This is a genomic window from Variovorax sp. GW822-FHT04A09, from assembly GCF_058801005.1.
Genome location: NZ_JBXAMV010000003.1, coordinates 503,608 through 524,090, shown reverse-complemented (window position 1 = coordinate 524,090; position 20,483 = coordinate 503,608). Strand labels below are relative to the sequence as shown.

Annotated in this window: 18 protein-coding genes and 1 tRNA gene; 11 read left to right on the top strand and 8 right to left on the bottom strand. The window is 69.1% G+C overall.

All coding sequences use genetic code 11. The features are described 5' to 3' along the window. Nucleotides 1-172: 172 nt before the first annotated feature. Both AC1RLW_RS18915 and AC1RLW_RS18910 read left to right on the top strand, forming a co-directional pair. On the top strand, nt 173-1,513 hold the full coding sequence (locus AC1RLW_RS18915; RefSeq protein WP_095743978.1) for an MFS transporter: 1,341 nt from the start codon (nt 173-175) through the stop codon (nt 1,511-1,513). 79 nt (nt 1,514-1,592) lie between these two features. After that, nucleotides 1,593-2,261, top strand: a complete 669-nt coding sequence (locus AC1RLW_RS18910) for an HAD family hydrolase (RefSeq protein WP_095743979.1) — start codon at nt 1,593-1,595, stop codon at nt 2,259-2,261. A 28-nt stretch (nt 2,262-2,289) separates the two neighbouring features. Here AC1RLW_RS18910 and AC1RLW_RS18905 read toward each other — a convergent pair whose 3' ends face one another. From AC1RLW_RS18905 to AC1RLW_RS18885, 5 genes are all read right to left on the bottom strand, one after another. After that, entirely contained in the window at nt 2,290-3,291 is a 1,002-nt protein-coding gene (locus tag AC1RLW_RS18905; protein WP_493194474.1) for an isopenicillin N synthase family dioxygenase, read from the bottom strand. Beyond that, nucleotides 3,288-4,031, bottom strand: coding sequence for an amino acid ABC transporter ATP-binding protein (locus AC1RLW_RS18900; RefSeq protein ID WP_493194472.1), 744 nt, complete (start codon nt 4,029-4,031; stop codon nt 3,288-3,290). Before AC1RLW_RS18900 ends, AC1RLW_RS18905 begins: the two co-directional genes overlap by 4 nt. Continuing rightward, nucleotides 4,028-4,738 (bottom strand): amino acid ABC transporter permease, encoded by a 711-nt coding sequence (locus AC1RLW_RS18895; RefSeq protein WP_070061508.1) that lies wholly within the window; start codon nt 4,736-4,738, stop codon nt 4,028-4,030. Before AC1RLW_RS18895 ends, AC1RLW_RS18900 begins: the two co-directional genes overlap by 4 nt. Before the next feature lie 13 nt (nt 4,739-4,751). Then, the gene (locus AC1RLW_RS18890) at nt 4,752-5,447 is read right to left on the bottom strand and encodes an amino acid ABC transporter permease (RefSeq protein ID WP_056578440.1); all 696 of its coding nucleotides are present in this window, start codon (nt 5,445-5,447) and stop codon (nt 4,752-4,754) included. Between the two features lie 121 nt (nt 5,448-5,568). After that, nucleotides 5,569-6,396, bottom strand: a complete 828-nt coding sequence (locus AC1RLW_RS18885; RefSeq protein ID WP_159274898.1) for an ABC transporter substrate-binding protein — start codon at nt 6,394-6,396, stop codon at nt 5,569-5,571. Between the two features lie 191 nt (nt 6,397-6,587). Between AC1RLW_RS18885 and fabV the strand changes: the two genes are divergently transcribed. The 4 genes from fabV (at nt 6,588) to AC1RLW_RS18865 (ending at nt 11,677) form a co-directional block, all read left to right on the top strand. Continuing rightward, nucleotides 6,588-7,784 carry an enoyl-ACP reductase FabV gene (gene fabV / locus AC1RLW_RS18880; protein WP_493194469.1) on the top strand — a complete coding sequence of 399 codons (1,197 nt, stop codon included), beginning with the start codon at nt 6,588-6,590 and terminating at the stop codon, nt 7,782-7,784. A 27-nt stretch (nt 7,785-7,811) separates the two neighbouring features. Continuing rightward, on the top strand, nt 7,812-8,231 hold the full coding sequence (locus AC1RLW_RS18875; RefSeq protein WP_159274896.1) for a group II truncated hemoglobin: 420 nt from the start codon (nt 7,812-7,814) through the stop codon (nt 8,229-8,231). Between the two features lie 31 nt (nt 8,232-8,262). Beyond that, nucleotides 8,263-9,486: an NAD(P)/FAD-dependent oxidoreductase gene (locus AC1RLW_RS18870; protein ID WP_493194468.1), complete on the top strand. Its 1,224-nt coding sequence runs from the start codon at nt 8,263-8,265 to the stop codon at nt 9,484-9,486. Between the two features lie 142 nt (nt 9,487-9,628). Continuing rightward, entirely contained in the window at nt 9,629-11,677 is a 2,049-nt protein-coding gene (locus tag AC1RLW_RS18865) for a bifunctional 2',3'-cyclic-nucleotide 2'-phosphodiesterase/3'-nucleotidase (protein WP_493194683.1), read from the top strand. 28 nt (nt 11,678-11,705) lie between these two features. Here AC1RLW_RS18865 and AC1RLW_RS18860 read toward each other — a convergent pair whose 3' ends face one another. Together AC1RLW_RS18860 and radC are read right to left on the bottom strand one after the other, a co-directional pair. Next, nucleotides 11,706-12,371, bottom strand: coding sequence for a Smr/MutS family protein (locus tag AC1RLW_RS18860; protein ID WP_070061513.1), 666 nt, complete (start codon nt 12,369-12,371; stop codon nt 11,706-11,708). Beyond that, the gene (gene radC, locus AC1RLW_RS18855) at nt 12,371-13,048 is read right to left on the bottom strand and encodes a RadC family protein (protein ID WP_062469128.1); all 678 of its coding nucleotides are present in this window, start codon (nt 13,046-13,048) and stop codon (nt 12,371-12,373) included. The genes AC1RLW_RS18860 and radC overlap by 1 nt, the downstream gene beginning before the upstream one ends. Before the next feature lie 107 nt (nt 13,049-13,155). Here radC and AC1RLW_RS18850 point away from each other — a divergent pair, with 107 nt between their 5' ends. From AC1RLW_RS18850 to AC1RLW_RS18830, 5 genes are all read left to right on the top strand, one after another. Next, a complete protein-coding gene (locus tag AC1RLW_RS18850; protein WP_159278109.1) occupies nt 13,156-13,599 on the top strand; it encodes an FKBP-type peptidyl-prolyl cis-trans isomerase in 444 nt (147 codons plus the stop codon). Then, nucleotides 13,596-14,564: a 4-hydroxy-3-methylbut-2-enyl diphosphate reductase gene (gene ispH, locus AC1RLW_RS18845; RefSeq protein WP_095743996.1), complete on the top strand. Its 969-nt coding sequence runs from the start codon at nt 13,596-13,598 to the stop codon at nt 14,562-14,564. The genes AC1RLW_RS18850 and ispH overlap by 4 nt, the downstream gene beginning before the upstream one ends. A gap of 5 nt (nt 14,565-14,569) precedes the next feature. After that, a complete protein-coding gene (locus AC1RLW_RS18840) occupies nt 14,570-15,526 on the top strand; it encodes a threonine/serine dehydratase (protein WP_095743997.1) in 957 nt (318 codons plus the stop codon). A 63-nt stretch (nt 15,527-15,589) separates the two neighbouring features. Beyond that, the gene (gene serS, locus AC1RLW_RS18835) at nt 15,590-16,921 is read left to right on the top strand and encodes a serine--tRNA ligase (protein WP_062469134.1); all 1,332 of its coding nucleotides are present in this window, start codon (nt 15,590-15,592) and stop codon (nt 16,919-16,921) included. Between the two features lie 57 nt (nt 16,922-16,978). Continuing rightward, a tRNA-Ser gene (locus AC1RLW_RS18830) sits at nt 16,979-17,068 on the top strand. Between the two features lie 61 nt (nt 17,069-17,129). Here AC1RLW_RS18830 and AC1RLW_RS18825 read toward each other — a convergent pair. Then, a complete protein-coding gene (locus AC1RLW_RS18825) occupies nt 17,130-20,147 on the bottom strand; it encodes a transglycosylase domain-containing protein (protein ID WP_493194464.1) in 3,018 nt (1,005 codons plus the stop codon). Nucleotides 20,148-20,483 lie beyond the last annotated feature (336 nt).

Below are 20,483 nucleotides of genomic sequence, written 5' to 3'. Positions count from 1 at the left end.
GAAGGCCGCGCAAAAATGACCCTGCAATCTACGCCGCCCAAGGGATTCCGCCTATTGGACGTTTTGTCCTATGGCGGTAAACGCAATTCGGTGAGACGCTACAGGGTGTCCAGAATTTCCCCTGTGTCGTGCCCCGGCATGACACCCGAATTACAGCCAGCCAGCTAGCAAGATGACGACGTCCAGCATCAGTCCACCAGGCGCCCAGCCTGTGTCGCACCCGACCGAAGGCGGCGCCCGCGCCGCAGACGCCGACCATTCGCACATCGCCCCGGGCGAGATCGCGGTCGGCGTGGTCATCGGCCGCGCCTCCGAGTATTTCGACTTCTTCGTCTACGGCATCGCCTCGGTGCTGGTGTTCCCGGCGGTGTTCTTCCCGTTCGAGCAGCGCCTGGAAGGCGTGCTCTGGGCCTTCGTGATCTTCTCGTTCGCCTTCATCGCGCGCCCCTTCGGCACCGTGATCTCGATGGCGATCCAGCGGCGCTTCGGGCGCGAGACCAAGCTGACGATCGCGCTGTTCCTGCTGGGCACCTCCACCGCCGGCATCGCCTTCCTGCCGGGCTACGCGAGCATCGGCTTCACGGCCATCGTGCTGCTGTCGATCTTCCGCTTTGCCCAGGGCCTGGCGCTGGGCGGCTCGTGGGACGGCCTGCCGTCGCTGCTGGCGCTGAACGCACCGCCGAACAAGCGCGGCTGGTACGCCATGCTGGGCCAGCTGGGCGCACCGCTGGGCTTCTTCCTGGCCAGCGCGCTGTTCGCGTACCTGTATTCCAGCCTGCCGCTGGCCGACTTCCTCGACTGGGGCTGGCGCTACACCTTCTACGTGGCCTTCGCCATCAACGTCGTGGCGCTGTTCGCGCGCCTGCGCCTGGTGGCCACCGACGAGTACGCGCGCCTGCTCGAAGAGCGCGAGCTGCAGCCCACCAGCGTGGTCGAGCTGACCCGCTCGCAGGGCGCCAACCTGCTGATCGGCGCGTTCGCCGCGCTGGCCAGCTACGCGCTGTTCCACCTGATCACGGTGTTCCCGCTGTCGTGGATTTCGCTGTACTCCGACCAGTCGATCACCGAGTTCCTGATCGTGCAGATGGTCGGCGCGGTGTTCGGCGCCATCGGCATCGTGGCCTCGGGCCTGATCGCCGACCGCATCGGCCGTCGCTTCACGCTCGGCGGCCTGGCCGCGATGATCGCCGTGTTCAGCGGCTTCGCGCCCACGCTGCTCGACGGCGGACGCATCGGCCAGGACATCTTCATCGTGCTGGGCTTTGCACTGCTGGGCCTGTCGTACGGCCAGGCGGCCGGCGCCGTGACCTCCAACTTCGCGCCCAAGTACCGCTACGTGGGCGCGGCCCTCACGGCCGACCTGGCCTGGCTGATCGGTGCGGCCTTTGCCCCGCTGGTCGCCCTGGGCCTGTCGGCGCACTTCGGCCTGGCCTTCGTGAGCATCTACCTGCTGTCGGGCGCGCTTGGCACGCTGGCGGCGCTGGGGCTGAACCGGGCGCTGGCGCGGGACTGACCGGCAGCGTTTCTCGAATGAAGGGGCCGATGGCCCCTTTTTTCATGGCCGCTGCGTCGCTCGCTTAGGATTCGCCTCGATGTTCACCGCCGCCATTTTTGACATGGATGGGCTGCTGATCGATTCGGAGCGCCCCATCATGGCCGCCTGGATCGCCGCGGCCCGCACGCTCGATGTCGAGCTTTCGCACGCCCAGTACCTGCAATGCGTGGGGCTGGCCATGAGCGAATCGAAGCAGATCCTTGCCGCGCTGCTCGGCGGCCCCGCCGCCTACCAGCACGCGGCGACGCAGGTGACCGCCGCGCTGCAGCTGGAGCGCGCCGACGGCGACGCCCGGCCGCTCTTTCCCATCAAGCCCGGCGCGGCCGAGCTGCTCGCCGCCTTGCGCGGGCGCGGCACGCGCTGCGCGGTGGCCTCGTCGTCCACGCGCGGGCAGATCGCGGCCTGCCTGGGCAGCCTCGACGTGCTTCACCACTTCGAGGCCTTCGCGGGCGGCGACGAGGTGGCGCGCGCCAAGCCCGACCCGGCGCTGTACCGGCTCGCGGCCGAGCGCCTGGGCGTGGACCCTGCGGACTGCGTCGCCTTCGAGGACAGCGAGAACGGCGCCAAGGCCGCGCTCGCCGCCGGGATGCGCGTGGTGGTGGTGCCCGACCTCAAGCACCCGCCCGAGGCGATCGTCGCGCAGGCCTTCCAGGTGCTCGATTCGCTGCACGACGCGATGCCGCACGTGCCGCGCTGGTTTCCCTGACGAAGCCAGGGCCCGTGTTCAGTTCAGTTCAGAGCACCTCGTCCCGCAACTGCGGGAACACCTTCGACACCTTGGCCAGCAGGTAGTCGCCGTAGCGGCCGCTGAAGGCGTGCACGTTGGCGCGGTCCCAGCGCTCGGCGCTGTCGTCGAGCGCGTCGGCGCCGGCCAGGCCCTCGATGCGCTGCACGCGGGCCTCGAAGTTCGGATCGAAGAACAACGGGAACGACAGCCGGTCGCGGCCCGAGGTGTTGCGCTTCACGCGGTGCGGCGTCGACTTGTAGAGCCCGCCGGTCATGCGGTCGAGCATGTCGCCGATGTTGCAGACGAAGGCGCCGGGCACCGGCGGCGCATCGATCCAGCCGCCCGGCGTGTGCACCGCGAGGCCGCCCACGGTGTCCTGGTGCAGGATCGTGAGCAGGCCGTAGTCGGTGTGCTCGCCCACGCCCCATTGCACGTCCAGCCCCTCGGGCACGGCTTGTGTCGGGTAGTTGAAGAGGCGGAACAGGATCAGCGGGTCGGCCGTGTAGCGTTCAGCGAAGTAGTTCGCGGGCAGGCCGAGGCTCAGCGCGATGCCTTCCATGAGCCGGTGGCCCAGCTGCGTGACGGCGTCCATGTACGCGAGGATGGCCTCGCGAAAACCTGGCACGTCGGGAAAGAGGTTCGGCCCGTGCACCGGCGTCTTCGCCTGCACCAGCGGATGGTCGGCGGGCAGCTCGGTGCCCAGGTACAGGCCTTCCTTCCAGTCGGGGCGGCCCGAGGTCAGCTCGCCGCCACGCGGGAAGAAGCCGCGCCAGGCCCGGCCGCCCAGGGCCATGCGCCATCGCATCTTGGTTTCCTCAGGCAAGTCGAAGAACTGGTGGCTCAGGTCTTCGAGCCGCTGGATCAGCGCGGCGTCGACGCCGTGGCCCGTGACATAGAAGAAGCCGTGCGCGCGGCAGGCGTCGCCGATCTGCGCCGCCACGCGTGCGCGTTCGGGCGTGCCGGCCACCAGCGGGGCGACGTCGATGAGGGGGAGGGAGGAGTCGGTCATGCGTCTCTCGAAAAAGGCGAACGGATGTCGGACAGGAACTGCTGCGCACGCGGGTGCTGCGGGCGGTTGAAGAAATCGTCGGGCGTGGCGCGTTCGAGCACCTGGCCCTGGTCCATGAAGAGCACGCGGTCGGCCACCTCGCGCGCGAAGCCCATCTCGTGCGTCACGCACACCATGGTCATGCCGTCGCGCGTGAGGTCGCGCATCACCAGCAGCACCTCGCCGACCATCTCGGGGTCGAGCGCGCTGGTGGGCTCGTCGAACAGCATCAGCGGCGGCTTCATGGCGAGCGCGCGCGCAATGGCCACGCGCTGCTGCTGGCCACCCGACAGCTCGCCGGGCCACGCATTGGCCTTGTTCGCGAGGCCCACGCGCTCCAGCAGCGCCATCGCGCGCGTGTCGGCCTCCTTGCGCGACAGGCCGTGCAACTGCATCGGCGCCATGGTGCAGTTCTGCAGCACGCTCAGGTGCGGGAACAGGTTGAACTGCTGGAACACGAAGCCGATGCGCGAGCGGAACGCGTTCACGTCCAGGCCGGGCGCGTGGATGTCCTGCCCGTCGAGCGTGATGCGGCCCGACTGGATCGGCTCCAGCCGGTTGAAGGTGCGGATCAGCGTCGACTTGCCCGAGCCCGAGGGCCCGCACACCACGACCACCTCGCCCTTGTGGATGGTCTCGGTCACATCGACCAGCGCGTGGTAGCTGCCGTACCACTTGTTGACTTTTTCGAGTTCGATCATGCGGGCACCTTGAGGGGCGCGGCGGGCAGGCCGCGGCGCGCGAGCCGGCGCTCCAGCCAGTAGGCGAAGCGCGAGAGGCCGAAGCACAGGATGAAGTAGGTCAGGCCCAGGATCAGGTAGATCTGCGCCGGCTTGGTGAACACCTGCGTGTTGATCTGCGTGGCAATGAACGACACCTCGGCCAGCCCGATGATGTAGCCCAGCGAGGTCTCCTTGATGGTCGAGACGAACTGGTTCACCAGCGAGGGCAGCATGCTGCGCAGCGCCTGCGGCAGCACCACGAGGCGCATCGCACCGAAATAGCTCAGGCCGAGCGCGCGCGCGGTTTCCATCTGCCCGCGCGGCAGGCCCTGGATGCCGGCGCGCACGATCTCGGCGAGGTAGGCGGCATCGAAGATCACGAGCGCGATCAGCATGGTGGTGAACTGGTCGGTCTTCACGCCCGTGACGCTGGGCAGGAAGAAGTAGGCCCAGAAGATCACCATCAACAGCGGCAGGCCGCGCACCACGAACACCAGCGCCGTGACGGGCCAGCGCACGCAGCGCCACGGGCTCACGCGCGCCAGGCCGAGCACGATGCCCAGCGGCAGCGCGAGCACCAGCCCGCACGAGGCCAGCAGCAGCGTGAGCACCAGGCCGCCGAGCGGGCCGTTCGGGTACTGGCCGATGAGGAAGTAGACCCAGTAGTCGTGGATGATTTCGAGCATCAGCGCGCCGCCTTCAGATGGTCCGCACCGGGAAGCGGTGGTGGTACCAGGTCGCCAGGCCGGTGATGGCGAGCGAAACCGTGAGGTACGCCGCACTCGCGAACGCGAACGACTCGAAGCTGCGGAAGGTCGCGCTTTCCACCTGCCCGGCCTGGTACATCAGCTCGGCCACGCCGATCACCGTGGCGATCGAGGTGTTCTTCCACAGGCTCAGCGTCTGCGAGATCAGCGGCGGCACGGTCACGCGCAGCGCCTGCGGCAGCACCACGCGGCGCATCGTGGCCAGGAAGCTGAAGCCCAGCGCGCGGCCGGCCTCGAACTGCACGGCCGGGATCGAGCGGATGCCGCTGCGGATGTCCTCCGCCATGAAGGCCGCCGTGTACAGCGACAGCGCCACGATCGCGCTGTAGGCCTCGATGTGGCCTTCATAGAGCCAGGTCTTCAGGCCTTCGGGCAGCAGCTCGGGCGCGCCGAAGTACCAGAACAGCATGTGGGCCAGCAGCGGGATGTTGCGGATCGATTCCACGTACGCAAAACCGAGCCAGCGCAGCGGCGCCAGCGGCGAGAGCCGCAGCAGCGCCACCACCAGCGCCAGCGGCAGCGCGAAGACGAGCGAGACCGCGAGCAGCTGCAGCGACAGCCACAGGCCCGCGACCAGCATGTCGTGGTACTGGCCGGTCAGCAGCAGCGAATAGTCGAACAGGGGCATGGGAAACGGGAGGCACGGCGAAAGGCGCCGGGGCGCACATGGTACGCATGCGGGCCGTGCCGCTCAAAAGCGAAGGGCGGGTCGCATGGCGGCCCGCCCCTGGTGTGCCGAGCGCGCGGGCTCAGTCGATCTTGTCGGTTTCGAGCTTGAAGTCGCGCGTCTGGAAGCCCGACGCCGTGTTCGGGCCGTACCACTTGAGGAAGATCTTCTGCGCTTCACCCGACTTCTCGAGCTCGCGCAGCGTATCGTCCACCACGGTCTTCAGGCCGCTCTCGCCCTTCTTGATGCCGATGGCCAGCGACTCGGTGCTCAGGTTCTGCTTGAGCACCACGTACTGCGCCTTCTGCGGGCCCAGCTTGGCGTAGCTGCGCAGCAGCGCGGCCTCGTCGTCCACGTAGCCCACGCCCTTGCCCTGCTGCAGCGCCTGGAAGGCCTGCTGGCTGGTGTCGAAGGTCACGACCTCGGCGGTGGGCACGGCCTTGCGGATGTTGGGTTCCTGCGTGCCGCCGCGGATGGTCAGCACCTTCTTGCCGCCGAGCTGCGGTACGTCGGTGATGCCGCTGGTCTTCTTCACGATGGCCTTCTGGCCGGTGACGAAGGTGGTGAGCGAGAAGTCGATCTGCGCCTCGCGCTCCTTGTTGTGCGTGAGGCCGGCGGCCACCAGGTCCACGTGGCCCTGCTGCAGCTCGGGAATGCGCGCGGCCACGGCGATCTGCTTGAGCACCGGCTTCACGCCGATCTTTTTCGCGATGGCGTTCACCAGGTCGACCTCGTAGCCGACGATCTGGCGCGTCTTCGGATCGATGAAGGTGGCGGGCTCGTCGGTGCCGAGCACGCCGACCACGAGTTCGCCCTTCTTCTTGATGTCGGCGAGCTGGTCCGCATGGGCGGCAACGCCGGTCAGCAGGGCGGAAGCGGCAAGGGCCGCGGCAAGCAGGGTGTGGCGCATGGTGGGGATCGTCCTCTCTCCAGAGTGAAATTCAGGCCGGAACCATATCAATAAAACCCAAGATTATTAAATCGTCAATCGACATATGCATATGGGGCTGATGAATCGGCCTGTTGCCGGCTGGGTTAAATTCGCGACGCCGCGACGTGCCCCGCCGCCGTCCCCCGAATGTCTTACCGAGCGAGCTTTTCATGATCATCCAACCCCGCGTGCGCGGCTTCATCTGCGTCACCACCCACCCCGTGGGCTGCGAAGCCAATGTCCGGCAACAGATCGCGTACGTCAAAGCCAGGCCCCCCATCGCGGGCGGCCCCAAGCGCGTGCTGGTGATCGGCGCGTCTACCGGCTACGGCCTGGCCGCGCGCATCACCGCGGCCTTCGGCAGCGGCGCCGACACGCTGGGCGTGTGCTTCGAACGCGCGGGCAGCGCGACCAAGCCCGGCTCGCCCGGCTGGTACAACACCGCCGCCTTCCACCGCGCCGCCACGGCCGAAGGGCGCTACGCCAAGACGATCAACGGCGACGGCTTTTCGGACGCGGTGAAGCAGCAGGCCATCGAGACCATCCGCGCCGACCTCGGCCAGGTCGACCTCGTGGTCTACAGCCTGGCCGCGCCGCGCCGCACGCACCCCAAGACCGGCCAGGTCTTCAACTCCGTGCTCAAGCCCATCGGCAAGGCCGTGACGCTGCGCGGCCTGGACACCGACAGCGGGACCGTGAAGGAATCGGTGCTCGAGCCCGCCACGCAGGAAGAGATCGACAACACCGTCGCCGTCATGGGCGGCGAAGACTGGCAGATGTGGATCGACGCGCTGCAGCAGGCCGGCGTGCTGGCCGACGGCGCCAAGACCACGGCCTTCACCTACCTGGGCGAGCAGATCACGCACGACATCTACTGGAACGGCTCCATCGGCGCCGCCAAGAAGGATCTGGACGAGAAGGTGCTGGACATCCGCGCGCAACTGGCCGCCAAGGGCGGCGACGCGCGCGTGTCGGTGCTGAAGGCGGTGGTCACGCAGGCCAGCTCGGCCATCCCGATGATGCCGCTGTACCTGTCGCTGCTGTTCAAGGTGATGAAGGCCGAAGGCACGCATGAAGGCTGCATCGAGCAGGTGCACGGCCTGTACGCGGACAGCCTGTACGGCGCCACGCCGCACCTGGACGACGAAGGCCGCCTGCGCGCCGACTACAAGGAACTGGCGCCGCAGGTGCAGGCGCGCGTGCAGGAACTCTGGCCGCAGGTCACCGACGCCAACCTCAATGAGCTGACCGATTTCGCGGGCTACAAGACCGAGTTCCTGCGCCTGTTCGGCTTCTCCGTCGACGGTGTGGACTACGCGGCCGACGTGAGCACCGATGTGGGCATTCCCGATCTGATCCAACTCTAGAGTGCCCCCGAAGGGATACTCGCTTTCATGCAGATTCAAGACAAACCGCCCGCCGGCACGCCCTTCGAGTGGATCGGCGGCGAGCCCAAGGTGGAGGCGCTGGTCGAGCGCTTCTACGACCTGATGGACCTCGAGCCGGCCTACGCGCAACTGCGCGCCGTGCACGGCACCGACCTGGACAACGCGCGCCAGCGCCTGTTCTGGTTCCTCTGCGGCTGGCTCGGCGGGCCCGCCCACTACACCGACCGCTTCGGCCACCCCATGCTGCGCGCGCGGCATCTGCCGCAGGCCATCGGCGGCCACAGCATCGGCATCAAGGAACGCGACCAGTGGCTGGCCTGCATGGACCAGGCGATGGGCGAGACCGGTGTGCCTGAAGACCTGCGCGCACGCCTCAGAGACTCCTTCTTCAAGACCGCCGACTGGATGCGCAACCGCGGCGAGTGACCAGACAACGATTCCCGAAAGACTGTTCTCCATGAATTCCATCGTCATCATCGGCGGCGGCCACGCCGCGGCCCAGCTCTGCGCGGGCCTGGCGGAAGCCGGGCAGGGCGCGCGCGTGCACCTGGTCTGCGAAGAGGCCTGCGAGCCCTATCACCGCCCGCCGCTGTCGAAGGCCTTCCTCAAGAGCGCCGAAGAAACCACGCAGCCGCACAAGGCCGCCGACTGGTACCGCGAAGCGGGCATCACGCTGCACCTGGGCGACGCGGCCGTGGCCATCGACCGCGAGGCGCACACCGTCACGCTGCGCTCGGGTGCGGTGCTGCCGTGGGAGCGCCTGGTGCTGGCCACCGGCACGCGCGCACGCCAGATGCCTGGCCTGCAGGCCGGCCTGGAGAACGTGGCGAGCCTGCGCGCCGCTGACGAAGCGCATCGTCTGCGCACGCGGCTGGCGGAGGCGCAGCAGGTCACGGTGCTGGGCGGCGGCTTCATCGGCCTCGAAGTGGCGGCCACCGCGCAGGCGCTGGGCAAGCGCGTGCAGGTGATCGAATGCGCGCCGCGCCTCTTGGGCCGCGCCGTGTCGCCCGAGCTGTCGGCGCATGTGCTGGCCACGCACCGCGCGGCCGGCATCGACATCGTGCTGGGCGCGCAGACCGGCGCCTTCGAAGTCGTGGGCGACCGGCTCGTATCGGTCGAAGTCAACGGCGTGAAGCAGCCGATCGACCTGCTGCTGCTGGGCATCGGCGCGGTGCCCGAGACCGCGCTCGCGCAGGCCGCGGGCCTCGAGTGCGCCGACGGCATCGTGGTCGACGGCCACATGCAGACCAGCGCGGCCGACGTGCTCGCGGTGGGCGATTGCACGCGCTTCCCCGACCGCCGCGCGGGCCGCGCGCTGCGGCTCGAATCGGTGCAGAACGCGAACGACCAGGCGCGCACGGCGGTGGCCACGCTGACCGGCGCCGCGCGCGATCACGACGCGGTCGCGTGGTTCTGGTCCGACCAGGGCGGCCTGCGCTTGCAGATGGCGGGCCTCATGCCGGCCGAAGGCACGCCGGGCCTGGTGAGCGTGCGCCGCGCGGGGCCGAAGCCCGAGGCGTTCTCGCTGTTCCACTACGTCGACGGCCAGCTCGTGTGCGTCGAATCGGTGAACGCGCCGGTCGATCACATGATGAGCCGCAAGCTGCTCGAAGCGGGCCGCAGCCCCGCGCCCGAAGCGGTGGCGGACGCGGCGGTACCACTAAAGAACCACCTGGCGTAACTGCTGTCGCAACGGCGCTGCACGGCAGGCCTGGATTCACCGGTCTGTCACCCGGCTTTCGGAGACTGGTCCTTCCTCATATCCGCAGGGAGACCTCTCGATGAACAACGCAGTGGCCGCGTCGCTGGCGCGCCTCGCCCCCATGTCCACCTGTGCCGCCGTCCTGGCCGCCGTGCTCACCGCCTGTGGCGGTGGCAACGGAGGCGGCACCACGTTTCCCCCGATCGTTCCGCCCCCGGCACCCGCACCGACTCCGGCCCCCGTGGCCGCCGGCACGCGCACCACGGTCGCGCTGCTCGAAACGACCGACCTGCACTTCAACGTGCGCAGCTACGACTACTTCAAGCTCGCCGAAGACAAGTCGTACGGCTACGAGCGCACCGCCACGCTCATCAACGCCGCGCGCAAGGAGTTCGCGAACACGATGCTGTTCGACAACGGCGACACCATCCAGGGCACCGCGCTGGCCGACTACGAAGCGCTGGTCAACCGCATCCCGTGCACGCAGCCGCTGTCGATGTACAAGGTGATGAACGCCACCGGCTACGACGCCGGCACGCTGGGCAACCACGAGTTCAACTACGGCCTGGACTTCCTCAACCAGGTGCTCGGCGGCGGCCTCGATGTCGAGGGCGTGGACGGCAGCAAGAAGTGCGCGGGCCCGAGCTTCCCGATGGTGGTGGCCAACGTGCACAGCCTCAAGAGCGGCAAGCCGCTCGTGGCGCCCTACACCATCGTCACGAAGCAGTTCACCGCCACCGCGCCGGATGGCAAGAGCGTGACGGTGCCGGTGAAGGTCGGCGTGATCGGCTTCACCACGCCCGGCATCATGAACTGGGACAAGCGCTTTCTCGAAGGCAAGCTGCGCACCGAAGGCGCGGTCGAAGCGGCCAAGCGCTACGTGCCCGAGCTGCGCGAGAAGGGCGCCGACATCGTCGTGGCGCTGCAGCACGGCGGCCTCGACGCCTCGCCGTACTCGCCGACCATGGAAAGCCCGGGCCTGTACCTGTCGAAGGTGCCCGGCATCGACGTGCTGATGATGGGCCACCAGCACGGCCTGTTCCCCGACCGCGGCGCCAAGCCCGGCTACACGCAGCCCGGCGTGGACAACGCCGCCGGCACCGTCAACGGCGTGCCGGCCGTGATGCCCAGTTCGTGGGGCAAGGCACTGGGCCTCGTGAAGCTCGAGCTCGTGTGGGACGGCAAGGCCTGGGGCGTGGACAAGAGCAAGACGCTGGTCGAGGCGCGTTCGACCCAGATCGGCAAGGGCGTGTATGTCGATGCCGACCCGAGCGTGGCACCGATGGTCGACACCCAGCACCAGGCCGCGATCGACTACGTGAAGACGCCGATCGGCACCACCGACTTCCGCATGAACACCTTCTTTGCCGACGTGGGCGACCCGGGCGCGATCCAGATCGTGAACCAGGCCCAGGCCGACTACGTGAAGACCTACCTTCAGGCCAACCTGCCGCAGTACGCGGGCCTGCCGGTGCTGTCGGTGAGCGCGCCCTTCAAGTCGGGCTTCGAGGGCGGACGCGACTACACCGACGTGGCCGTAGGCAACCTCGCGATCTTCAGCGCCGCCGACCTGTACCTGTACCCGAACACGGTGTACGCGGTGAAGGTGACGGGCGCCGAGATCAAGGGCTGGCTCGAGGCCGCGGCCAAGCGCTTCAACAAGATCGACCCGGCGCTCACGACCGACCAGTCGCTGATCAGCCCCTTCCCGGGCTACAACTTCGACATGTTCACCACGCCCGACATGCAGTACGAGATCGACGTGACGCAGGCCGTGGGCAGCCGCATCAAGAACCTCATGTACCTGGGCGCGCCCATCGACCCGGCGAAGGAGTTCGTCATTGCGACGAACAACTACCGCGCGACCAGCGGTGCGAGCTTCATTCCGGCGCTGGACGGGCGCGCGACGATCTACGCCTCGCCCGATGCGAACCGCGACGTGCTGATCGCGTACATCAAGGCGAAGAAGACGATCACGCGCGCGGCCGACGGCGCGGCGCGCAGCTGGCGCTTCACCAAGGTGACGACCGCGGGCAACGTGACGATCACGTCGGGCCAGGGGCAATTGAGCGCGGCCACGGACGCGGGGTTGACGAACATCTCGCTGCTGACCGCGGATGACGGCAACGGCAAGGGCCGCTCGGTCTACAAGGTCGACCTGAGCAAGTAAGAAGGGCAGGGCACCGTGCGGTGCCCTGTCAGCGCCGCACGGGCGCCAGCAGCACCACCAGCGCCCCGGCCCCGCCTTCGGCCGGCTTGGCCTGCACGAAGGCGATCACCTCGTTCTTCTGGATCAGCCAGCGCTGCGTCTTGGTCTTGAGCACCGGCTGCTTGCCGGGCGAGCCCAGGCCCTTGCCGTGCACCACGCGCACGCAGCGCAGCCCCTGCTTGTGGGCGTTGCGGATGAAGCCGCCGAGCGCCTCGCGCGCCTCGTCGCTGCGCAGGCCGTGCAGGTCGACCTGCCCCTGGATCGCCCAGTCGCCCTTGCGCAGCCGCGCCGTGATGTCGGTGCCGATGCCGGGGCGGCGAAAGCTCATGGCGTCGTCGACATCGAGCAGCGTGGTCACGTCGAACTCGTCGGACAGCGACTCGCGCAGCACGCGCTGCTCGTCGAGCTGGTGCTGAAACGGAATGGGCGCGGGCGGCTCGGGCGCGAGCGCCACGGCGGCCTTGCGGCGCAGCGGTTCGGTGGCGCCGATGGCGCGCGTGAACAGGTCTTTCTCGGCGGCGCGCTTGCGCTCGGCCGCGGCGCGCGCGGCAGCCTCGGCGGCCTCGCGCTCGCGGGTTTCGGCGAGCACGCGCTGCACCTGCTTGAGGTCGGCCAGGTTCTTCAGGGCCGGGGGACGCGAAGAAGACGATGCCATCAGAGCAGCCCCCGTTCCGCCATCGAGAAGCTCTGGCCCGGGCTCACGATCACGTGGTCGAGCACACGCACGTCGACCAGCGCCAGCGCGGCGCGCAGCGTCTGCGTGAGCGATTCGTCGGCGCGCGAGGGCTCGATGCTGCCGCTGGGGTGGTTGTGGGCCAGCACCACGGCCGCGGCCTGGTGGTGCAGGGCGCGGGTGACGACCTCGCGCGGGTAGACGCTGGTCTGCGTGAGCGTGCCGCGAAACAGCTCCTCGAGCGTGAGCAGGCGGTGCTGCACGTCGAGGAACAGCACCGCGAACACCTCGTGCGGGCGCGAGCCGATGTGCATCTGCAGGTACTGCTTGACCGCCTCGGGCGAGTCGAACACCGTGCGCTCCTTCAGGCGCTCGCCCATGGCGCGGCGCGCCAGTTCGAGCACCGCCGTGAGTTCGGAGCGCTTGGCGCTGCCGCCCATGCCCTTGACCGCCTTGAGGTCATCGGGCGCCGTGTGCAGCAGCCCCGACAGCCCGCCGAAACGCTCGAGCAGCTGCTGGGCCAGCTGGAGCACGTTCTTGCCGGCCACGCCGGTGCGCAGCAGCAGCGCCAGCAGCTCGGCATCGGCCAGCGCGGCGGCGCCCCGCGCGATGAGCTTTTCGCGCGGCCGGGCGTCGAGAGGGAGATCCTTGAATGCCATGAAACCCTGCAGAAACCTGGGCCGGGGCGAGATGTTGCCCCGATCCTTAAAATGAGGGCCAGTTTATCGGGACACCTCCCTCGTCTTTGCCCACCTTCGCTGCACCCATGTCCCAAGTTGTGACTTCCGGCTCCTTCCTGACCCTGCACTACCGGCTGGCCGGTCCGGCGGGCGACATCATCAACACCTTCGCCGACAAGCCCGCCACGCTGTCGCTGGGCACCGGCGAGCTCTCGCCGGCCATGGAGCAGCGCCTGATGGGCATGGAAGAGGGCGCGCACGCCACCTTCGAGCTGCCCGCCGGCGAGGCTTTCGGCGAGCGCAACCCCGACATGCAGCAATGGGTGGCGCGCAAGCTGCTGGCCCAGATGGGCGACCCCGACGAGCAGTACGCCGTCGGCGACGTGGTGCAGTTCCCCACGCCCGACGGCGCGGGCAGCTACGCGGGCGCGGTCGTCGAGTCGAACGAGACCGGCGTGCGCTTCGACTTCAACCACCCGCTCGCGGGGCAACCGGTCACCTTCGAAGTGAAGCTGATCGGCGTGCTATGAACCCGAACATCGAAGAAGTCCTTCTGGCCGAGCCGCGCGGCTTCTGCGCCGGCGTGGACCGCGCCATCGAGATCGTCGAGCGCGCCCTCGCCAAGTTCGGCGCGCCGATCTACGTGCGCCACGAGATCGTGCACAACACCTACGTGGTGAACGAGCTCAAGGCCAAGGGCGCGATCTTCATCGAAGAGCTGTCCGACGTGCCGCCCGGCTCCACGCTGGTGTTCAGCGCACACGGCGTGAGCAAGGCCGTGGAGCAGGAGGCGCGCGACCGCGGCTTCTCGATCTTCGACGCCACCTGCCCGCTGGTGACCAAGGTGCACGTCGAGGTGGCCAAGCTCGCGAAAGAGGGCTACGAATTCATCATGATCGGCCACAAGGGCCACCCCGAGGTCGAAGGCACGATGGGGCAGCTGTCGAGCGGCATCCACCTCGTGGAAGACGTGGCCGACGTGGCCAATGCGTCGCCCCTGCAGACCGAGAAGCTCGCCGTGGTCACGCAGACCACGCTCAGCGTGGACGACGCCGCGGAGATCGCCGCCGCCGTGCGCGCGCGCTTTCCGAACGTGCGCGAGCCCAAGCAGCAAGATATTTGCTACGCCACCCAGAACCGCCAGGACGCGGTGAAGATCATGAGCCCGCAGGTCGACCTCGTGATCGTGGTCGGCAGCCCCACCAGCTCCAACAGCAACCGCCTGCGCGAGCTGGCGCAGCGCCTGGGCACCGAGAGCTACATGGTCGATTCGGCCGACGAGCTCAAGCCCGAATGGTTCGAGGGCAAGTCGCGCATCGGCCTCACCGCCGGCGCCTCGGCGCCCGAGGTGCTGGTGCACGAGGTGATCGAGCGCGTGCGCGCCTTCGGCGCCGTGTCGGTGCGCAAGATGGACGGCATCGAGGAAACCATCAAGTTCCCGCTTCCCAAGGGCCTCAAGCTCGACGACATCCCGCCCCCTGGGCACATCTCCTGAACATCATGACAAACACCGATTGGCGCTCCGACATCGAGAGCGCCTCCCGCAGGCTGGGCGAACGCGCCGGCCATTTCCTGCGTGAAACGCCACTGTGGAAGCTGCCGGCCGCCGCCCTGGGCGTGGCCGCGCCCGGCGCTGAAGTCTGGCTCAAGCTGGAACACATGCAGGTCAGCGGCAGCTTCAAGGCCCGCGGCATGATGAACCGCCTGCTGGCCAACGACATCCCCGCCGCGGGCGTGATCGTGGCCTCGGGCGGCAACGCCGGCATTGCCACGGCGGCCGCCGCCAAGGCGCTGGGCGTGCCCTGCCAGGTGTTCCTGCCGGGCGTCTCGCCCGAAGCCAAGCGCGCGCGCCTGCGGGCGCTGGGCGCCGAAGTGGTCGTGGTCGGCGAGCTGTACCCCGACGCGCTGGCCGCCTGCCTGGCGCGCCAGAAGGAAACGGGTGCCTTGCTCACCCACGCCTACGACCAGCCCGAAGTGGTGGCCGGCGCCGGCACGCTCGGCCGCGAGATCGAGGCGCAGGGCGGCCTGCCCGACGCCGTGCTGGTGAGCGTGGGCGGCGGCGGCCTGATCGGCGGCCTGGCCGGCTGGTTCGAGCAACGCGCCCGCGTGGTGGCGCTCGAGCCCGAAAAGGCCCCGACGCTGTTCCGCGCCCGCGAGGCCGGCGAGCCGGTCGACGTGGACGTCGGCGGCATCGCGGCCGATTCGCTCGGCGCGCGCCGCATCGGCGCCATCGCCTGGGAGATCACGCAGCAGCAGGTGCGCGACGCGCTGCTGCTGTCCGACGACGCGATCCGCGCCGCCCAGCAGTGGCTCTGGAAGGAACTGAAGCTCGCCGTGGAACCGGCCGCCGCGCTGCCGCTGGCGGCGCTGCAGACCGGCGCCTACGTGCCGCGCGAGGGCGAGAAGGTGTGCCTGATCATCTGCGGGGCGAACGTCGATCCGGCCACGGTCGCCTGAGTGGTCTGAGGCGTGCGAGCGGGGAGGGCGGGCGCGGGCCGGGCGCCCACCTAAAATCTCCCCATGCTCGACATCACCCTGCTCCGCAAAGACCTGGCCTCCGCTGTGGCCGGCCTCGAAAAACGCAAGAAGAACCAGCCTTACCTCGACGTCTCGGCGTTCACCGCGCTCGAGGCCGAGCGCAAGACGCTGCAGACCCGCACCGAGGAAATCCAGGCGCGCCGCAACACGCTGAACAAGCAGATCGGCCCGCTCAAGGCCAAGGGCGAGTCGGTCGACGCGCTCATGGCCGAGGTCAACGCGCTCAAGGCCGAGCAGGAATCGCAATCCAAGCGCCTCGAAGAAATCCAGCCCGAGCTGCACGCGCTGCTGCTGGCCGTGCCCAACCTGCCGCACGCCAGCGTGCCGCTCGGTGAAGACGAGGCCGGCAACGTCGAGATGCGCCGCTGGGCGCCCCAGGGCGGCGCCGGCGCCAACGCCACGCCGCTGGCCTTCGCGCCCAAGGACCACGTCGACCTCGGCGCCCCGCTGGGCCTCGATTTCGAGATGGGCGCCAAGCTCTCGGGCTCGCGCTTCACCGTCATGAAGGGCCCGATCGCCCGCCTGCACCGCGCGCTGGCCCAGTTCATGGTCGACCTGCAGACCGAACAGCACGGCTACACCGAGTGCTACGTGCCCTACGTGGTTAACGCCGCCACGCTCAGCGGCACCGGCCAGCTGCCCAAGTTCGAAGGCGACCTGTTCGCCGCGAAGAAGGGCGGCCAGGACGGCGAGCCCGCGCCCGACCATTCGGCGCTGTACCTCATCCCGACCAGCGAAGTGCCGCTGACCAACTTCGTGCGCGACGAGGTCGTGCCCGAGGCGCAACTGCCCATCAAGCTCACGGCCCACACGCCGTGTTTCCGTTCCGAAGCCGGCAGCGCCGGGCGCGACACGCGCGGCATGATCCGCCAGCACCAGTTCGACAAGGTCGAGATGGTGCAGATCGTGCACCCCGAGAAGAGCTACGACGCGCTGGAGCAGATGACCGGTCACGCCGAAGCCGTGCTGCAGGCGCTGGAGCTGCCGTACCGCGTGGTGCTGCTGTGCACCGGCGACATGGGTTTCGGTTCCACCAAGACCTACGACCTCGAGGTGTGGCTGCCCGCGCAGAACACGTACCGCGAGATCAGCTCGGTGTCGAACTGCGAAGCCTTCCAGGCGCGCCGCCTGCAGGCCCGTTTCAAGAACGCCCAGGGCAAGAACGAGCTGGTGCACACCCTCAACGGCTCCGGCCTGGCCGTGGGCCGCGCGCTGGTCGCCGTGCTGGAGAACCACCAGAACGAAGACGGCTCGATCAACGTGCCCGCGGCGTTGCGTCCGTACCTCGGCGGCCTCGAAGTTTTGCGCGGTTGAAGCGCAGGGCGTCAAAAGTCAGATTTTTCTGGCTATAATCTGAGGCTCGACAGCACCGGAGAGGTGGCAGAGTGGTCGAATGTACCTGACTCGAAATCAGGCGTACTAGCGATAGTACCGAGGGTTCGAATCCCTCCCTCTCCTCCAGATTCAAGCCCCTGTAGCAGCCCTGCTACAGGGGCTTTGTCTTTGGGCCGCCCATGTCGCCTCATGGCGCCCGCTGCTGCGGCTCCCCACACCCCCTGCGCTGCAGCACCGGCAGCAACTGCGGCCCCAGCGACTTCAGCAGCTGGGTCGGCAGCGCGCTCGTGAACCGGTGGCGGGCGGCGTGGGGCTCGTGCACGTAGGCCAGGATCGTGCCGAAGTAGCGGTCGCCGATCATGAACACGAAGGTGGCCGAGCGGTCGATCTTGCGCTGCGAAATCACCCGTCCGCCGCGGCCGGTCTGTTCGTAGCGGTGGTCGCCGGTGCCGGTCTTGCCGCCGATCTCGAGGGCGCGGCCGCTCTCGTCCACCAGCGCGCCCTTCAGCCGCCGTGCGGTGCCGTCGTTCACCACCTCGACCAAGGCACGGCGCACCGTGGCGGCCACCTCGGCGGGCAGCACCTGCTGTGCGCTCGCATGGCGCGGCTCCAGCCGTGTCTCGTAGGGCGTGTCGCGCGCGAAGTGCAGGGCGCCGACCCGTTGCGTGGGCAGCCGCACGCCGTCATTCGCGAGGATGCCCATCAGCTCCGCCAGGGCGGCCGGCCGGTCGCCCGACGCGCCGATCGCGCTCGCGTAAGACGGCGTCAGCGATGCGAAGGGGTAACCCACGCGCTGCCATGAGCGATGGATCTGTGCAAAGGCGTCGAGCTCGATCAGCTCGCGCAGGCGCCTGTCCTGCGCGCTCTTGTGGCGCGTCTTGAAGAGCCAGGCGTAGACCTCCTGGCGTTCGCGCACGCTCGCGTCCAGCACCTCGGTCAGCGAGGCGCCGGGGTGGCGCCGCAGGTAGCCGACCAGCCAGAGCTCCAGCGGATGCACGCGTGCGACGTAGCCGCGATCGGCCAGCGACAGGCCGGCGTAGGTGCTGCGCAGCGCGCCCAATGCGCGCGGCGAGCCGGCGCCGCGGCCCAGCCGCTGCACCAGGAGCGCGTCGAGCCGTGCGTCGTCGGCCTCGGGCTCGATGGTGAAGAGCACGCTCGCCAGGCGCGGTGCCGACGGCCTCAGGCCGCGCAGCAGCAGCGCCTCGGCATCCGCGGCCGGCAGGTGCTGGTACTTGCGATGGAAGCGGGTGAGGAAGGCCGAGCCTTCGCGGTCGGCAAAGCGCGCGAGCAGCTCGCGCCGGCCCGGGTCGGCAGGATCCTTCAGCAGGCGCTCGGCGCCCGACGCGCCACCGAACATGCGGTGGCGCACCAGGTCGCGCATCAGGCGGATGAACACCAGGTTGACCGAATGCTTGAAGCCTTCGCGCACGGTCATCGAGCTGCTGTTGCGCGAGCGCTCGAAGTTCTCGAACTGGTGCAGGCCGCCGCCGGTGAAGAAGGCCTCGCCCGGGTTCGCCGAGTACTTGCGCTCCATCGCCGCCTCCAGCATCGGCGCAAGACGCCGATCCTTGGCGCGCAGGAGGTACTGCCGTGCCCACATACCCAGCGGGTCGCGCGGGTTCGGCGCCAGCGCCGACAGCTGGGCCGGGCTCAGGTCGACCCAGCCCGCGTGCAGCTCGGCCACGAGCTCCAGGTAGCTCACCAGGGTGCGCAGCTTGGCGGTCGAGCCCAGGTCCAGCCGCGCGCCCTGGTTCACGTCGAACGGCTGGTCGATGTTGTCGGCCTGGATGCGCAGCAGGTTGGTCCCGGCGCTGCGCTCGAACAGCGTGAAGCTGTAGATCAGCGGGCTGGGGTCGGCGCCCGGGTCGAGCATGTGGGAGCCGACCAGCCCCGCGGCCTTCGTCGCGGCGGGCGTGCGCAGGCCGGCCAGCACGCGCGCCACCAGCGCCTGCGCTTCGCCGTCCAGGCTGGTCTCGGCCTCGAGGTCCAGGCGCTCCAGGTCGTAAGCCCGTGGCACGTCGAGCAGCGTGCCGATGTGGGTGCGCAGCGCGGTCGCGGCCTTGCGCTGCACGAAGTCGGGCCGGGGCGTCGGCGGCAGCGGTGGCTGCAGGTGCAAGGACAGCGGCAGCGCCGCGTCGCGCAGCGTGGGCGAGATCAGGCCGGCCTCGGCCATCAGCCGCAGGTAGCTGTCGGTCAGCCGCGTCAGGCCAGCACCGTCGCCGAGCAGGTGCTGCGACGGGCGGCGCTGCGCGATCATCAGCGACAGCGCCTGCTTGAAGGCCTCGGCCTGCTGCCGCAGCGCCTCGTCCGAGGGCGCCGCCGCCTCTTCCGCTTGGTCGGCGAGCAGGCGGTTGATTTCACCGAAGTCGCGCCCGTACCAGGCCCACAGGCCGTCGCCCAGCCCGTGCACCTCGCCCATGCCCGGGCGCGCGGCCAGCGGCACGGTGTCGAGGTAGTCGACGACGATCTGGCGGCGCCGCGCCTGCGTGTCGTCGCCGTCCTGGTAGGCGCGCAGCGAGGCCGACGCCATCTGGCGCAGCTTGTCGCCGACCGACCCGGTGCGGCCCTGCGGCGAATGGCGGTACTTCTCGAGCTGGGTGGCCAGCGTGCTGCCGCCCGTCGCCGTCTGGCCCAGGCCGACCGCGCGCAGCGCCTGCTCGAGCGTCGCCTTGGCGAAGCGTTCCGGATCGATCGCGGGGTTGCGCTGCAGCGGCTGCGCGTCCAGCAGGTGGCGGTCCTCGACGAACAGCAGGGCGCTCACCAGCAGCGGCGGCACCTCCTCGAAGCGCTCGTAGGCGCGCTGGGGCACGCGGGTGTGCAGCAGCGCCGTGTCCCGGCAGTCGCGCACGGTCAGGCCGGCCTGGTTTTTCTCACGGTAGGGCGCGAAGAGCCCGTAGTCCTGCAGTTCGAGCAGCCGCGGCGACATGCGGGCCTGGCGGGTGACGACATAGCCCTGCGGCGCCAGGCGGTCGATGTAGCCCGGCAGCTGGTGGTAGCCCAGCCGCTCGTCGTAGGGGCCGGTCCGGGGAAAGCGGATGGCATCGCTGGCACCGTCTTCGACGCTGAAGCGGGCGCCCTCGGCCAAGTCGCGCCACAGGGCCGATTGCAGCCGGGACGTCTTCAATTCGTCCAGCACGAACAGGGCAAACCCGCCTCCCACGGCGAGTCCCGCGCCGATCCAGAAAAGCTTCTTGAACCAAGTCATGCTCTGCCTCGCGAACAGTCTGCACCGTGGGTTCGTCAGTGACGATGATGCGCTTTTTGAGGCGATTTGGCTTGCGTGCGACGGGGCCGTCGGTCGTATGTCTGGGCGGATGCAGAGAGCGCAGGACAACGATCGCAACGTGGAAAGGCAAAGCAGGCGCTCGCGGATGGAACCGCCACACACGTGCCGAGAGCGAGGCTTGCGCGGGAACGCGGCGCATCGCGGACCCTGCACGCTCATCGTGTCGCGCTGCGGCGGCGTGTGTGTACTGCCGGCGGCGGTATGCACAAGGCTCAATCGAGCCGTTGGCTGGCACACTGCGAGCACCTTGCATTG

What these genes read in the sequence shown, in the direction of transcription:
- AC1RLW_RS18915 (WP_095743978.1), top strand. Translation starts at nt 173, where the DNA reads ATGACGACGTCCAGCATCAGTCCACCAGGCGCCCAGCCTGTGTCGCAC.
- AC1RLW_RS18910 (WP_095743979.1), top strand. Translation starts at nt 1,593, where the DNA reads ATGTTCACCGCCGCCATTTTTGACATGGATGGGCTGCTGATCGATTCG.
- AC1RLW_RS18905 (WP_493194474.1), bottom strand. Translation starts at nt 3,291, where the DNA reads ATGACCGACTCCTCCCTCCCCCTCATCGACGTCGCCCCGCTGGTGGCC.
- AC1RLW_RS18900 (WP_493194472.1), bottom strand. Translation starts at nt 4,031, where the DNA reads ATGATCGAACTCGAAAAAGTCAACAAGTGGTACGGCAGCTACCACGCG.
- AC1RLW_RS18895 (WP_070061508.1), bottom strand. Translation starts at nt 4,738, where the DNA reads ATGCTCGAAATCATCCACGACTACTGGGTCTACTTCCTCATCGGCCAG.
- AC1RLW_RS18890 (WP_056578440.1), bottom strand. Translation starts at nt 5,447, where the DNA reads ATGCCCCTGTTCGACTATTCGCTGCTGCTGACCGGCCAGTACCACGAC.
- AC1RLW_RS18885 (WP_159274898.1), bottom strand. Translation starts at nt 6,396, where the DNA reads ATGCGCCACACCCTGCTTGCCGCGGCCCTTGCCGCTTCCGCCCTGCTG.
- fabV (WP_493194469.1), top strand. Translation starts at nt 6,588, where the DNA reads ATGATCATCCAACCCCGCGTGCGCGGCTTCATCTGCGTCACCACCCAC.
- AC1RLW_RS18875 (WP_159274896.1), top strand. Translation starts at nt 7,812, where the DNA reads ATGCAGATTCAAGACAAACCGCCCGCCGGCACGCCCTTCGAGTGGATC.
- AC1RLW_RS18870 (WP_493194468.1), top strand. Translation starts at nt 8,263, where the DNA reads ATGAATTCCATCGTCATCATCGGCGGCGGCCACGCCGCGGCCCAGCTC.
- AC1RLW_RS18865 (WP_493194683.1), top strand. Translation starts at nt 9,629, where the DNA reads ATGTCCACCTGTGCCGCCGTCCTGGCCGCCGTGCTCACCGCCTGTGGC.
- AC1RLW_RS18860 (WP_070061513.1), bottom strand. Translation starts at nt 12,371, where the DNA reads ATGGCATCGTCTTCTTCGCGTCCCCCGGCCCTGAAGAACCTGGCCGAC.
- radC (WP_062469128.1), bottom strand. Translation starts at nt 13,048, where the DNA reads ATGGCATTCAAGGATCTCCCTCTCGACGCCCGGCCGCGCGAAAAGCTC.
- AC1RLW_RS18850 (WP_159278109.1), top strand. Translation starts at nt 13,156, where the DNA reads ATGTCCCAAGTTGTGACTTCCGGCTCCTTCCTGACCCTGCACTACCGG.
- ispH (WP_095743996.1), top strand. Translation starts at nt 13,596, where the DNA reads ATGAACCCGAACATCGAAGAAGTCCTTCTGGCCGAGCCGCGCGGCTTC.
- AC1RLW_RS18840 (WP_095743997.1), top strand. Translation starts at nt 14,570, where the DNA reads ATGACAAACACCGATTGGCGCTCCGACATCGAGAGCGCCTCCCGCAGG.
- serS (WP_062469134.1), top strand. Translation starts at nt 15,590, where the DNA reads ATGCTCGACATCACCCTGCTCCGCAAAGACCTGGCCTCCGCTGTGGCC.
- AC1RLW_RS18825 (WP_493194464.1), bottom strand. Translation starts at nt 20,147, where the DNA reads ATGACTTGGTTCAAGAAGCTTTTCTGGATCGGCGCGGGACTCGCCGTG.